Raw genomic sequence first — 13,622 nt, 5'->3', positions numbered from 1 at the left:
TCTCCTACTTTTAATATTTGTACTTCTCAAGAAGCTCCAATGTGCGCAGTACTTCTGCCACATTCACTGCAAACGATACGGCACCACGCCCACGGTAGGGTGGGTTGCCATCGAACAGCTCGGGCAACGTACCCAAACAATGATGGAACACCTCGTCCTCATAACCTACCATTTGTCGTTCCACAAAGCTGAGGCGTGTGCGTTTGTGCAGCTTTAAACAAGCCTCCAGATAAAAACCTCCCAACCACGGCCAAACAGTGCCTTGATGATAAGCGTAATCTCGTTGTGTTTGTGTGCCGGTGTACATGGGATTGTAGCCTACGCTTTTGGGGGAAAGTGTCCGCAATCCTTTTGGCGTAAGCAACTCGCGTGTGCATATGTCCAAGACGCTCTTTTTTTGTTCTCGTTCCAATGGAGAATAGTCCAATGCTACTGCTAAAATCATGTTCGGACGAACACTCCAATCCATCATATTCCCATCTACATAATCATAAAGATAGCCATAGTCATTTAGAAAGATTTGTACGAATGACTGTCCGGACTTCATCGCAAGCTCTTTGTAATGTGTAGCTAATTCCGGATTATTGTTTTCATCCGCCATGGCGGAAAGAAACATCAAGTCGTTATACCATAAAGCGTTAAACTCCACGATATAGCCTGAGCGTGGTGTTACCGGGCGACCCTCTACGGTGGAGTTCATCCATGTTATGGCTTCCGTTTTTCCATCGGCATAAAGCAATCCGTTTTCATCGAGGCGCAAGTTGGGATGTTTCCCCTCTTCTATAAATTTTATAATATCTTTCAAGAGGTTGAAATAGAGTTTCAAGCAGCGTTCTTTCCCAACTTCTTTCGCATATTGTTGTATAGCCCAAATACACCAAAGCGGTACATCGGGCTTTTCAATTTCACTGATGCAGACAGATATGGACTTTCCCTCCATAAACTCTCGTAGGCCGCGTTCTGCCGGCTTCATGACCAATTCAAAATATTTTCTCTCGTCAATGCTCAAGGTCAGCCCCGGAAGAGCGATGAACTGATCGCGTGCTCTGCACTTAAACCATGGGTATCCTGCGAGAATGTAGCGGTCATCGTTCTTTTTCCTGTTATGGAACTGGTGAGCGGCATTTACGAGACAATGAAAGAAATTATCGCGCGGATTGCGCGACTTCACTTCTGTGTCGAAAAGTCTTTTGAGTGTAAGTGGTTTTATCTTTGATGTGGAAGCTGAAAAAACGATGCTTTCTCCCTTTCGGATGCTCATTTCAAAATATCCGGGAATATATAAATCCTCGTTTGACGCATATCCTCTTTCCTCTTCTTTATAATATTTCAATCCGCGATACCAATAGGGATCGAAATGAAAATCGTTCTTTTTGGAAAATTGCAAGTAGAGTGATGGATAACCTGCATACATACAAGTTGCTATGCCATTGTCTATGTTCTGATAGTCGCGATTTGCCACTTCGTTCTCATGGGTGAATTCCCTTACACTTCTGAACGCAAGAAAAGGTCGGAATTGCAGAGTAGTGGGGGAGTGCGAGTCTTCGAGCGTGTAACGTATCAAGATGCGATCCTCATAGTGTTGAAATACTACTTCTTTTTTCAGCAAAACCCCACCTACACGATAGATAGTGGTGGGAACGGTGTCGCAGTTGAATTCCCGGATATATTTGTGTCCCTTGGGACTGAAACCACCACCTTGATATTGGTGTAGCCCGAGGTTGAAAGCTGCTCCATGTTGGATAACAGTTGGGTCGAGTGAGCTGAGCAATACGTGGTTCTCATTGTCAAGTTCCGGAATGGGAACAACAAGCAAGCCATGATACTTACGTGTATTGCAATCAACAATCGTGGAACAGGAATAAGCACCTGAACGGTTGGTTCTCAGTAGTTCGCGAGGAAGAGAGTCCTGCAAATTGGTCATCAGAGGTTTGTTAAATTTAAGGTACCCCATATTACTTTTAAGGTTTAATTATTCTTAGAATGCTAACAGGAGAGTTATGCGAGCTAAAACCAAGATATTAATCATCTACATCAACACTCCAAAGTTACGAAAAATTATCCGAAAATAGTCCACTTGATATTTTTTTAACATGTATGTCATACATATTGCATGAGAAGTATGCTTTAATTCTTTTGGAAACGCAATGTTTTGGCAAAACAAAGCAGACTGATAGGTGATTCCTTATATTTTTTGTGGCGAGAAGAGTTTTTATTGGTTAAGCAATTTCTCTTCCATGCTTTTCGTCTCTGTGCATAGTTTGATAAGTATGAAAGAGAAAGGATGCTTTCCGATATTAATGTTATTTTTATTTTTTTCTATCTCGGTTTAATCCGGTATGATGAAATTCAGCACCTCTTTTTCCACCGTTATTATGAAAGGACCTACAGGAGTATTTGCCATCAGTCTGCCATCGATTCCTACCATCGTGTGTGGCTCAACATGGATTTCCATTTCTTGAGTTCTATAAGGATGTACACTCTTGTAATTTAAGAACTTACCTTTAAGGAAGAGGTAAATCCCCTCAAAGAGTTGAGTCATCTCCGGGTGATAAACCACTGACACGTCAAGCAATCCGTTGTAGGGAACAGCGTTGGGCGTCTGTCCGTAGCCCAAAGCGTTGCCTATACAAACGGTGGTTATTTTTCGCTTAATTGTATCTGTGTTGATTTTTATGTGCATCCGATAGTCCATGCGTTGGAAAATCAGCAATATGAAAGAGAAAATAAACGATAGGCTTCGCGAGCCGAGGATGTGCCGAGTGCGTCGGCGAAGGTTCATGATGGTGGCTATCAGTCCGATATTAATGCAATTAAGAAAATATCGATGGCATCGTTCGCCTTTTCTATTTTTATAGCGGATGTGCCCCAAATCAATCTTTCTAATCCTTCTTTTTTGTAGCCATTCAATGGTTTGATCAATGTCATCCTCACGAAATCCCCAGAAATGAGCAAAGTCGTTCATCACGCCATTGGGAATAAGTCCGAAGACAATGTTCTCACGAATTGTTACATCTTGTTGCATCAAACAATTCACGGCATCGTTCAATGCCGAGTCGCCCCCGAAAATGATAATAGTCTTATAACCATTATTAATGAACATACCGATGAGACGGTCCACGCTCCGGGTGTTTTCGCTTTGCACCATATCGTAATCTATTTCGTGGGCTTTGAGACATCGCTCCACATGTTCCCTGCGTTTGCGATATTCTCCGAAGAATCCGTTTTTGGGACAATAAACGATGCCCCATTTCTTTTCATCTACCATTTTCTTTTATATTTATGGAAGAATGTTGCCAAAGGCACTTCGCTTGTAGGCACAGGCGGTGTATAAGTGTTAATCGTTTAGCAACATCCTTGCGATTTTTATTTTCTCATGCATCGGCAAGAGAGCATCCAGCCAATGAATGGTAAATCCTCGTCGTTCCATTCCCCGAAACCATGTCATTTGTCGTTTGGCAAACTGATGGATGGCTGTTTCCAGCGAAGAGAACATATCGTTGTAACTCATTTCTCCCAAGATATATCGAGTTACGTATTTATATTCTAAACCGTAATAAATCAGATTTTCCGCTGGGATGCCGGAGTTCAATAAGGCGTTGATTTCTTCTATCATGCCATTGTTCAGTCGCTGTTTTAATCTTTCGGTTATCTTTCTTCGTCGCTCGTCGCGGTTGATTTGTAATCCTATGATGGTGCTGTTCACTCCCGGGACTTGTCGATTGGCAACGGGATGTTCCAACATGTAAGTTTCTATTTCTATTGCCCGGATGGCTCTTTTTGTGGTATCAACATCCGTGCGGTTGTGCATGGTGGAGTGGTTCTTGCGTTTTAACTCTCTTAGGATTTGTTCTAATTCTTCCAAGGGCTTTTTGTCAAGTTCCGTTCTCAAGGTGGGGTTTTGAGGAACGGGAGATAAGGCGTACCCTTTTAATATCGCTTCCACATACAAACCTGTTCCACCACAGAGTATCGCTCGGCGATTTTCGTTCATTAGTTTGGTATAGACGTCATGGAAGTCCTGTTGATATTGAAACAGATTATACTTTGTTCCCGGTTCCGCGATATCAATTAGGTGATAAGGAATTTGCTTTCCATCCACAATGTAATCGTTGAGATCCTTCCCTGTTCCGATGTCCATTCTTCTATAGACTTGTCGGCTGTCGGCACTAATAATTTCTGCGTTTGTTTCCGCTGCAAATGCCGCTGCAAATGAGGTCTTACCGCTTGCCGTTGGTCCTATTATGGTTAATATCTTATCCATTTACCGCACAAATATAATAAAAAAAAGCCATTCGGCAAACATCCGAATGACTTTTTAATAAGGTTTTATTCTTAACTTAATCAGCCGTTTACTTTCGCCATGTGCTTGATGAGGTCAATCACTTTGTGAGAGTAACCGATTTCGTTATCGTACCAAGATACCACCTTTACGAATGTGTCGGTGAGTGCAATACCGGCCTTCGCATCGAAGATAGAAGTGCGTGCATCGCCTAAGAAGTCAGATGAAACGACTGCTTCTTCCGTATATCCGAGGATACCTTTCAGTTCACCTTCGGAAGCTGCTTTCATTGCTGCGCAGATTTCCTCGTATTTAGCCGGTTTCTTCAAGTTCACTGTCAAGTCAACAACTGATACGTCCAATGTGGGAACACGCATGGACATACCTGTGAGCTTTCCATTCAGTTCGGGAATCACTTTGCCCACTGCTTTGGCTGCACCTGTGGACGATGGAATGATATTCCCGGAAGCAGCGCGACCGCCACGCCAATCCTTCATGGATGGACCGTCAACGGTCTTTTGTGTTGCGGTGGTTGAGTGTACGGTGGTCATCAAACCATCGGCAATACCGAATTTGTCGTTCAGCACTTTAGCGATGGGAGCAAGACAGTTGGTGGTACAAGAGGCGTTAGAAACGAATTTCGTACCCTTTTCATATTTGTCATGATTTACTCCGCATACGAACATTGGAGTGTCATCTTTTGAGGGAGCTGACATGACAACGTATTTGGCGCCGGCGTCGATGTGAGCTTGTGACTTTTCCTTAGTTAGGAACAGACCGGTTGATTCAACAACGTATTCTGCGCCTATCTCATCCCATTTCAAATCGGCAGGATTGCGTTCTGAGGTTACGCGGATAACGTTACCATTGACAATCAGTTGAGATTTTTCTACATTGGCTTCAATTGTACCATTGAACTGACCGTGCATGGTATCATACTTCAACATATAAGCGAGGTAATCTACTGGGCAGAGGTCGTTAATACCTACTACAACAACGTCTTTTGCGTTTGCTTCTTCAAGGCTTGCGCGGAACACGAAACGACCGATGCGGCCAAATCCGTTAATACCAATTTTAATCATTTGACTTTTTATTATAAAGTGAATAATGTGATAACCAAAATCTTTAAGAAAGAATGAAACTTTTTCATACTTTCATCTGCAAAGATACAAAATTATTCTTATATTTGCAATTGCAAATAGTATTAAACATTATTAAATAGAATAGAGTTTAATATATCCTCCGTTCAGCTCACGGTTGCGAGCAGAGGACAAGATTTTTGGCAATTTATGAACATATAATTTTAAATTTAGTGGTTATGAGTTTTCTTAAAGAATTTAAAGAGTTTGCCATCCGTGGCAATGTAATGGACATGGCAGTCGGTGTAATCATAGGTGGTGCTTTTGGTAAGATAGTTTCTTCCCTTGTGGATGATATTCTCATGCCTCTCATTGGGATAGCCACCGGAGGAGTGGACTTCTCAAGGTTGAGTTGCATGATAGGTGATGCGGAAGTGAAATATGGAATGTTCTTGCAGAATGTTATTGACTTCTTTATCATCGCGCTCTGTATCTTCTCCATGATTAGGGCAATGAACAGTATCGCGAAGAAACAAAAAGAGGAACCGGCAGCTCCGGCAGAGCCCGGAATCGAAGAAAAGCTACTTACCGAAATACGCGATTTGTTGAAAAACAGATAACAGATATTTTCTTTCTATTCAGCCCAAATCGGGTATTGGGATTTCTCAGTGTTGTATGGCAGTGAGAAATCCTTTATCTTTTCCCAATGGGATTCTAAATGGTTTTGTGCCCTCTTTCTCATGCAAGGTTGCATTAAATAATATTACTGTCCGCTAAACATAGAAATCCTCATTCCAACTCATTGAGACACAATAGTTCGGATGACAGCATGTTAGTGACAAGCCCCCTTATTCATTTTCTGTTACCTCGGGTGGCGATTCAGCCGCTGCTTCAAGCATGAGTTTCATGTCGGCATCCGGCATGTTGAAGAAATTATTCATGTTGAGGTATTCCATAAGTACAATGCGCACCATAGTAGCCAGCCCTGAGAAACTCCACCGCCTCTGCAATGAGCTTTGCAGCAGTGACAGTAATAGATTGGCAATGAGTGTAACCCAAATCTGTATCTTGATGGCGTTGGCACTCTCCCCATAGAAGTATCTAAGCGGGAAGTTCTGTTTTATCTGCTTGAAAAGAGTCTCTATCTGCCACCTCCTGCGGTAGATGGCTACGATAGTCTCCATGGACATGTCAAAGTCGTTGGTAAGCAAGGACACCAACTTTGGCATCTTTCCTTTCTTGATATCCACATAGGTGATGATACGCGCTATATGGTTGATACCGCCCTTCCTGAACACCACCACCTGCTCACGATATTCCATCAGCCCATCCTCGTTCATATCCATGCAGTCTACCAACACCTCGTATTTGAGATTTTTCTTCATCTTGGTGACATAGACAACGTTCCTCTCGGTCAGTTCCTCAAACTTTTCATAGTTGATATATGCACGATCCAGGGCAACGATTTCATCATGCTTGAAATGGCTGGGGGCGAGCATGAAGGAATCGTTGGTAGCGGCAGAGGTGAACTTCACGTCACAGTGAACTCCCTCGTTTGCATGAATGACGGAATGCACTTTTATGCCACCCTTCTTCTTTCCCGTCTTAGGATGACGTCCCACACCCTTGAAGATGACGTTAGAGAACAGGGTTATCGTGGTGGAATCGATGATTCTCAGACGTTTTATCCATTCCTCCGTACCATTGCGTCGGCTGTCCGAAGAAAGTTTGTCCTTATTGGACTCGTAAAGGTCGTGATACACGTCCTCAAAGAACTTCTCCGAGCGTCTGGCGTTCGCATCTGACAGGGTACTGCGCTTAGGAACCCTGTCAATGCCTATGTGGTGAAGCTTGCGCACCTCAGCCGTCATTGCCGCCTCTATCTCGCGCAGGGAGTCGAAGCGCATGATGACTGCATACAGCATCGTAAGAAGATGGGTGAAGCCATCAAAGGTCTTCACATACCGCTCACCGCCGTTCCGACGGCTTATTTGGTACTGTCCTATAAAAGTGTGTAAGCTTCTTTTTTCTTATCTTTGTATTTGATAACTTTAAAAAAGAAAAAAATGAAACTTACACATTCGCAAATTTCGGAAATTCTTTCGAATTACACAAGCAGCAGCGAGGGTTTTGTTACCCTTCAGTCATTAATCATGAACTCCCTGATGTATCATGAACGAGAGTTGTTCGTCAGCGAAAATGCCCATGAGCAATGCAATGGCTTCCGTTCTCGCCGTTGGTACAGTCACGGCTTTGAGTTCTCGCTCCGTATTCCGCGCAGTCGCAGCGGGAACTTCTATCCCATTCTCTTAGGGTTGATACGCAGCGAAAGCGAGGAACGTGCCAAATTGTTCAACCTCCTCTACACCAAAGGTCTTACCACGGAGCAGATAGGCGAGATTTCCAATTGCGTCTATGGTCGTTCCTACAGCAAGCAGCAGGTATCGCATCTTGCCGGTAGCTGCCGTGAGGACGTCGAACGGTGGCTTTGCCGTAGCCTTTCCTCCCACTATTTAGCCGTCTATATCGACGCCACCTTTATTTCCACCCGTAGGGACAGACAGGTGTCCAAGGAGGCCTACTATACCATTCTGGGGGTATTGGAAGACGGCAGCAGGGAGGTGCTCACGGTTGTCAATCATCCCACAGAAGGGGCTCTGTGCTGGAAAGACGAGCTTGAGGCCTTGAAGCAAAGAGGCGTCGAACAGATAGACTTAGTCGTTTCCGATGCATTGCAAGGAATAGAGAATGCCGTCTGTGCAGCCTTTCCAGGTGCCGCACACCAGTTCTGCGTGGCACACGTCAAGCGACAGATACTCAGCGGCGCATCACATAAAGACAAACCAGTAATGGCGCAGCAGCTCAGTGAGGTGTTCCAATTGGAGAACAACGAGATGAATTCCTTGCAGGGATACGAACAATTCATTACCTTTGTCGAGAAATGGGAAAGGAAATATCCTGCACTAAGAAAGTACAAGACCGAACGCAACTGTGCCTACTTCACGTATATGGACTTCCCGGCCCAAGTGCAGAGGTGCATATATACGACCAACTGGATTGAAAGGCTCAACAGGAAGTACAGGAGAACCATCCAAATGAGAACATCCATGCCATCAGAGAAGTCCGTCATCTTCCTCCTGGCGGCCGTGGCGATGGAGGAAACAAAGACGACATATGAAAGGAGAATATATCAATTCAAGAACTGGAAAGAAAAGAATAAAATAACAGTGGAAGTACAGAGAAAGGAAAGATGAATTACACACTTTTAAGGACACTACCGCTTATTTCAACTATTTTATCATGGTCGAGAGATTTTATCAGCTGACCATATACCGGCTGTCCGAAGAAATGTGTACTTTTGCCCATGTTATCTGAGTTTGGAAACAAAAGCAAAGATAACAAAAAGGGCTGATACCTCGTGAGAAGTGTCAGCCCTAATTCATAAAAAATGTGGGATGTTTAGCGGACAGTAATAATTAAATAATAATACTTGACGTGTTTTGTTCCAATGCTGAATAGCACATATCCACTCATGTCCCCAATTCGTATTCAGGTGATGGCAAACAGATGCTTGATAGCGAAGATTCGACCCGACCGGCACCATGAAATTATATTACAAAAACCATATCTGAGGAACGTTTTGTAATCTATTGATAATCAGAGTGATATTAATTGCGATTTAAAAGCTTAGCTTTTGCATTCCAATTCATGACCTTTTGCATTGCAAAAGCTAAGCTTTTGGAAAGTGAAAGCTAAGCTTTGGATAGATGAGTGAAGAATATTTAGGACATTATTGAACTTTTCCCATATCGGAGGTAAGGATTTTCTCGTTTTCAACACCCCATCTAAATAAAGAATATGTTTGTTTTTGTCTTGCCCGGACAGGCGCAGGTGTTGAAATGAGTTTATAGCGTATGGCTTTTGGTTACTAAATTGCTGAATAACAAACATATATAATTGAATGTTTCTAATGGGCGATAGGGATTCAAACGAAATGGCGCGGCATAATTGTCGCGCCATTCTGTTTGTCTTAAGAAAAGATAAAATCTTTGTTCGCTTCTTTCCTATTCTCATGATTATCGTTCTGTTGAAGTGTGAAGAGGGATGAAAACATAGCCATACTATTCCCACTCAATAGTCGATGGTGGCTTGGAAGATATGTCGTAACAAACTCGATTTACACCTTTTACCTTATTGATAATTTCATTTGAAACCTTTGCCAAGAAATCATAGGGGAGATGTGCCCAATCTGCTGTCATGGCATCAGTGCTTGTAACGGCGCGAAGTGCCACGGGATGTTCATAGGTGCGTTCATCGCCCATCACTCCAACGCTGCGTATCGTGGAAAGGAGAACGGTTCCCGCTTGCCACACTTTATCATAAAGCACTTTGCCGTCTTCACAAACATAGTTGTGCATATTCTCAATATATATGTCATCGGCTTCTTGAAGGATACGTACTTTTTCGCGAGTGATGTCTCCCAAGATGCGAACTGCCAGTCCGGGACCCGGGAACGGATGTCGCTTGATGAGACGCTCCGGCATACCCAATTCATAGCCCACGCGTCGAACTTCGTCCTTGAACAGCCATTTTAATGGTTCGCACAACTGAAGGGGCATATCCTTGGGCAATCCTCCCACATTGTGGTGGCTCTTTATTACCATGCCTGTAATGCTCAAACTCTCAATGCGATCGGGATAGATGGTGCCTTGTGCCAACCATTTGGCATCGGTAATCTTCTTTGCCTCGGCGTTGAACACTTCCACGAAGTCGCGACCGATAATCTTCCGTTTCTTTTCCGGGTCGGTAACACCTTTTAAGTCTTGGAAGAATTTTTCGGATGCATCTACACCGATAACGTTCAACCCTAACCCTTCGTATGCCTTCATGACTTTGGAAAATTCGTTTTTTCTGAGCATGCCGTGATCTACAAAGATACAAGTCAGATTCTTTCCGATGGCTTTGTTCAACAACGTGGCACAAACCGAAGAATCTACACCCCCCGAAAGTCCGAGAATAACCCTGTCGTTACCTATTCGTTCGCGCAATTGCCGAACGGTGGTTTCAACGTATGAGGCTGCGCTCCATTCCTGCTTGCTGCCACAAATATCAACAACAAAGTTCTTCAGCAAGGTTTTGCCTTCCAGAGAATGATATACTTCCGGATGGAATTGCACTGCCCACAACCTATTCTCTTCTGAGGCGTAAGCGGCATATTTCACGTCGGATGTGGAAGCTATCGTTTTGCAATTCCCGGGTATGGCGGTTATGGTATCTCCGTGGCTCATCCATACTTGCGAGTTCTCATGAAATCCCTTGAATAGCGAATTGTTGAGATCAATTGTGGAAAGGTTGGCACGCCCATATTCTCGCGTTCCCGTTTGTTCCACCTTTCCTCCGTTCTTGTGTGAGATATATTGTGCGCCATAGCATATTCCCAGTACCGGAATTTTACCCACAAACTGTTTCAGGTCCACCTGAAAGGCCTCTTTGTCATGAACGGAATAGGGCGACCCGGACAGGATGACACCAATCACGGATGGATCATTGTTGGGAAATTTGTTGTAGGGAAGAATCTCACAAAATGTATCCAACTCGCGTACACGTCTTCCGATGAGTTGGGTTGTTTGAGATCCGAAATCCAGGATGATTATCTTTTGCATATTCTAATGTTGTTTATATGTGTTTGGGAATTAATCTTAATTTATTATTCGTTGTATGCTTTTGGAATCTTCCTTGCTTATGGGTTTGAGGATGGAAGATTATACCCATTTCTTATAAAGTCCTCTGCTTCGCAAAGCTTATCAAGTTTCCCCACATCCATAAGCTTCAAGTCTTCTTTGATGTACCCCATGAAGTTCATTTTCTTAGCATTCTTCAGGTAAAAATCCATAATCGGAAACTTCTCCGGATAGTTTCTCATAGCTTGAAATATAGTGGGGCTCACGGTATGGATGCCTGAAAATGCGAGCAACCTGTAGCCGTGTTGTGTGTTTGGTTGCTTATCTTTGTATGGTGGCTCGAATTTCAAATGAACAATATCCTCAAAAGGCGACTTCACCTCTCCCGTTTCTACATTAGTCCACCCCATCAATCTCATGGCTTCGTTGAAAATCAGGTATCGCTTGGTGTCTCTCTGGCTCACCAACAACAAAGCGTCAACTCCACTTTTCTTGTTCAGTCTGATTGCGTGATGATACAACGATCGTAAATCCGCGTTGCTGAGAATATCTACATTGTGAATAAGAATGGGCAGAAAGGGATTAAAAAATGAAGCAGCCTTTTTAATTCCTCCACCGGTGTCAAGAAGTTGCATTGTCTCATCGGAAATGCGAATGTCAATACTGAAATCTTTTGATTGCAGATAATCAATAATCTGGTTGGAGAAATGGTGTACGTTTACAACAATGGTTTCGCTGCCTGCTGCCTTTAAGGTTTCTATCGTATGTTCAATAAGTGGCTTACCCCCTACCTTTACCAACGCTTTCGGCATTCTGTCCGTAAGCGGTTTAAGGCGAGTGCCGAGACCGGCTGCAAAAATCATCGACTGCATCAGCTACTGTTTTAACGCGTGCAAATTTACTAATTATATTTCAGATACCGAAAGAAAACAAGCTAAAAGCCTTTTTCTGCTCAATCCGTTCGGCATACTCATTGAATGGAATATTTTTTCAAGAAATACAATCTGCGTTTTTCGCTATCATTGTTTCTTGGTTGAAGCCAAAACCTGACTGATATCTTGTTCCCTATGAACGATATGCACCTCAATGCCGTATTTCTGATTTAAGTGTTCCCCCAAGTGTTGAGCGCAATATACGGAACGATGTTGTCCGCCCGTGCATCCGAAACAGAACATTAAGTCGGTAAATCCGCGTTGGATGTACCGTTCCACATGATGGTCTGCCAACTTGTAAATGGGTTTTAAGAAGTCGAGAATTTCTCCGTCGTCTTCAAGAAACCTAATGACAGAATCATCAAGACCATTTATCTTCTTGTAAGGCTCGTAACGTCCCGGATTGTGTGTGCTCCTGCAATCAAAGACATATCCTCCGCCATTTCCGGACGTATCTTCCGGAATGCCTTTCTTGAACGAGAAGCTATAGATACGCACTATCAATGGACCTTTTCCATCATATTTCGAGAAAGTTGCCGGACCATCAAGAGGGTTGGCTTGATAGATATCTTTTTCCGCCGTCTTATATCCATCAGTACGATTGGCGGCAGGTTGTTCTATTCGAGCAAATCTCGGAAGTTGCGTCAGCTGCTTGAGAATTTCCATCAGATATGGATAGGGGAATAGACTTTCGTCTAAAGTTAAAAGGTCTCTGATGTTTTGGATGGCAGGTGGTATCGAATCTAAGAAATGTTTTTTTCGTTCGAAATAGCCCCGAAAACCGTATGCACCCAAAACCTGAAGCAACCGAAACAATACGAATAGTGAAAGGCGGTTCACGAAATGGCGTTTGGAGGGCACTTCGGTATAGTTTTTTAAGCTCTGATAATACTCGAAGACAAGCTCTCTTCGCAATTTGAATGAGTATTGTGCACTTGCCTGCCATAGGAATGACGCGAGGTCGTAATAAAAAGGTCCTTTCCTCCCACCTTGGAAATCAATGAAATAGGGATTGTTCTGCGCGTCCAGCATGATGTTGCGTGCCTGAAAGTCCCGATAAAGAAAAGAATTCATTGGCTCCGATGTCAAGTCTTTTGCCATTATATGGAAGTCGGCTTGGAGCTTCAGCTCGTGAAAGTCCAATTCGGTTGCTTTCAGGAAGCAATACTTAAAGTAGTTCAAATCGAACAACACCCCTTCTTCGTTGAATTCCGGCTGTGGATAGCACTGATTAAAGTCGAGTTCCCGAGCACCTCTCAGCTGAATATTGGGTAGCTGTCGAATGGTTTTGCGCAATAGGTTTTGTTCTGCGAGATTATATCTTCCGCCTGCCTCGCGACCTCCCGCAATGGCATTGAACAACGAGCGATTACCCAAGTCGGATTGTAGGTATCGTGTCTCATCATCCGAAATTGCTATAATTCGTGGAACGGGCAGTCGGCGTTTTGTGAAATGATTGGCAAGATAGATGAAAGCATGGTTCTCATCTCTGCTCGTGCCGATTACTCCGATGACAGTATCTCCGACATCATTAAAAAACCGATAGTACTCTCTGTTGCTACCTGCTCCGGGAATCTTCTCGATGTTCTTTGGATTTGCACCTGCCCAATTCTTATATAGTTCTAAAAGTTTTTCCATTCCTTTCGAT

Annotated in this window: 9 protein-coding genes and 1 pseudogene; 2 read left to right on the top strand and 8 right to left on the bottom strand. The window is 43.4% G+C overall.

Translation table 11 applies throughout. From position 1 onward, the window contains the following. Nucleotides 1-10: 10 nt before the first annotated feature. From E0E16_RS05685 to gap, 4 genes are all read right to left on the bottom strand, one after another. Nucleotides 11-1,954, bottom strand: a complete 1,944-nt coding sequence (locus E0E16_RS05685) for an amylo-alpha-1,6-glucosidase (RefSeq protein WP_130829507.1) — start codon at nucleotides 1,952-1,954, stop codon at nucleotides 11-13. A 375-nt stretch (nucleotides 1,955-2,329) separates the two neighbouring features. After that, on the bottom strand, nucleotides 2,330-3,268 hold the full coding sequence (locus tag E0E16_RS05680; RefSeq protein ID WP_130829506.1) for a diacylglycerol/lipid kinase family protein: 939 nt from the start codon (nucleotides 3,266-3,268) through the stop codon (nucleotides 2,330-2,332). A gap of 69 nt (nucleotides 3,269-3,337) precedes the next feature. Beyond that, on the bottom strand, nucleotides 3,338-4,264 hold the full coding sequence (gene miaA, locus E0E16_RS05675; protein WP_130829505.1) for a tRNA (adenosine(37)-N6)-dimethylallyltransferase MiaA: 927 nt from the start codon (nucleotides 4,262-4,264) through the stop codon (nucleotides 3,338-3,340). Nucleotides 4,265-4,344: 80 nt separating this feature from the next. Continuing rightward, complete coding sequence (gene gap, locus E0E16_RS05670) at nucleotides 4,345-5,364, bottom strand: type I glyceraldehyde-3-phosphate dehydrogenase (RefSeq protein ID WP_130829504.1); 1,020 nt, start codon at nucleotides 5,362-5,364, stop codon at nucleotides 4,345-4,347. Between the two features lie 236 nt (nucleotides 5,365-5,600). Here gap and mscL point away from each other — a divergent pair, with 236 nt between their 5' ends. Continuing rightward, a complete protein-coding gene (gene mscL, locus E0E16_RS05665; RefSeq protein WP_130829503.1) occupies nucleotides 5,601-5,981 on the top strand; it encodes a large-conductance mechanosensitive channel protein MscL in 381 nt (126 codons plus the stop codon). Nucleotides 5,982-6,209: 228 nt separating this feature from the next. Here mscL and E0E16_RS05660 read toward each other — a convergent pair. Then, nucleotides 6,210-7,355 (bottom strand): annotated as a pseudogene (locus tag E0E16_RS05660) (IS4 family transposase); the annotation flags it as partial. Between the two features lie 72 nt (nucleotides 7,356-7,427). Between E0E16_RS05660 and E0E16_RS05655 the strand changes: the two are divergent. Further along, on the top strand, nucleotides 7,428-8,615 hold the full coding sequence (locus tag E0E16_RS05655; RefSeq protein WP_130829501.1) for an IS256 family transposase: 1,188 nt from the start codon (nucleotides 7,428-7,430) through the stop codon (nucleotides 8,613-8,615). An 867-nt stretch (nucleotides 8,616-9,482) separates the two neighbouring features. On the opposite strand, the gene guaA is transcribed toward E0E16_RS05655, so the two are convergent. From guaA to E0E16_RS05640, 3 genes are all read right to left on the bottom strand, one after another. Further along, nucleotides 9,483-11,024 (bottom strand): glutamine-hydrolyzing GMP synthase, encoded by a 1,542-nt coding sequence (guaA, locus tag E0E16_RS05650; protein ID WP_130829500.1) that lies wholly within the window; start codon nucleotides 11,022-11,024, stop codon nucleotides 9,483-9,485. A 77-nt stretch (nucleotides 11,025-11,101) separates the two neighbouring features. Then, entirely contained in the window at nucleotides 11,102-11,914 is an 813-nt protein-coding gene (locus E0E16_RS05645) for a sugar phosphate nucleotidyltransferase (protein ID WP_130829499.1), read from the bottom strand. Between the two features lie 147 nt (nucleotides 11,915-12,061). Next, entirely contained in the window at nucleotides 12,062-13,612 is a 1,551-nt protein-coding gene (locus E0E16_RS05640; protein WP_130829498.1) for a RapZ C-terminal domain-containing protein, read from the bottom strand. Nucleotides 13,613-13,622: the final 10 nt, after the last annotated feature.

Source organism: Prevotella rectalis, assembly GCF_900607215.1.
GTDB classification, from domain to species: domain Bacteria; phylum Bacteroidota; class Bacteroidia; order Bacteroidales; family Bacteroidaceae; genus Prevotella; species Prevotella brunnea.
This window is presented reverse-complemented; position numbering and strand designations above follow the sequence as displayed.

Coding starts and splice junctions, on each gene's coding strand:
- guaA (WP_130829500.1), bottom strand. CDS start 11,024: ATGCAAAAGATAATCATCCTGGATTTCGGATCTCAAACAACCCAACTC.
- E0E16_RS05680 (WP_130829506.1), bottom strand. CDS start 3,268: ATGGTAGATGAAAAGAAATGGGGCATCGTTTATTGTCCCAAAAACGGA.
- mscL (WP_130829503.1), top strand. CDS start 5,601: ATGAGTTTTCTTAAAGAATTTAAAGAGTTTGCCATCCGTGGCAATGTA.
- miaA (WP_130829505.1), bottom strand. CDS start 4,264: ATGGATAAGATATTAACCATAATAGGACCAACGGCAAGCGGTAAGACC.
- E0E16_RS05685 (WP_130829507.1), bottom strand. CDS start 1,954: ATGGGGTACCTTAAATTTAACAAACCTCTGATGACCAATTTGCAGGAC.
- E0E16_RS05640 (WP_130829498.1), bottom strand. CDS start 13,612: ATGGAAAAACTTTTAGAACTATATAAGAATTGGGCAGGTGCAAATCCA.
- E0E16_RS05655 (WP_130829501.1), top strand. CDS start 7,428: ATGAAACTTACACATTCGCAAATTTCGGAAATTCTTTCGAATTACACA.
- gap (WP_130829504.1), bottom strand. CDS start 5,364: ATGATTAAAATTGGTATTAACGGATTTGGCCGCATCGGTCGTTTCGTG.
- E0E16_RS05645 (WP_130829499.1), bottom strand. CDS start 11,914: ATGCAGTCGATGATTTTTGCAGCCGGTCTCGGCACTCGCCTTAAACCG.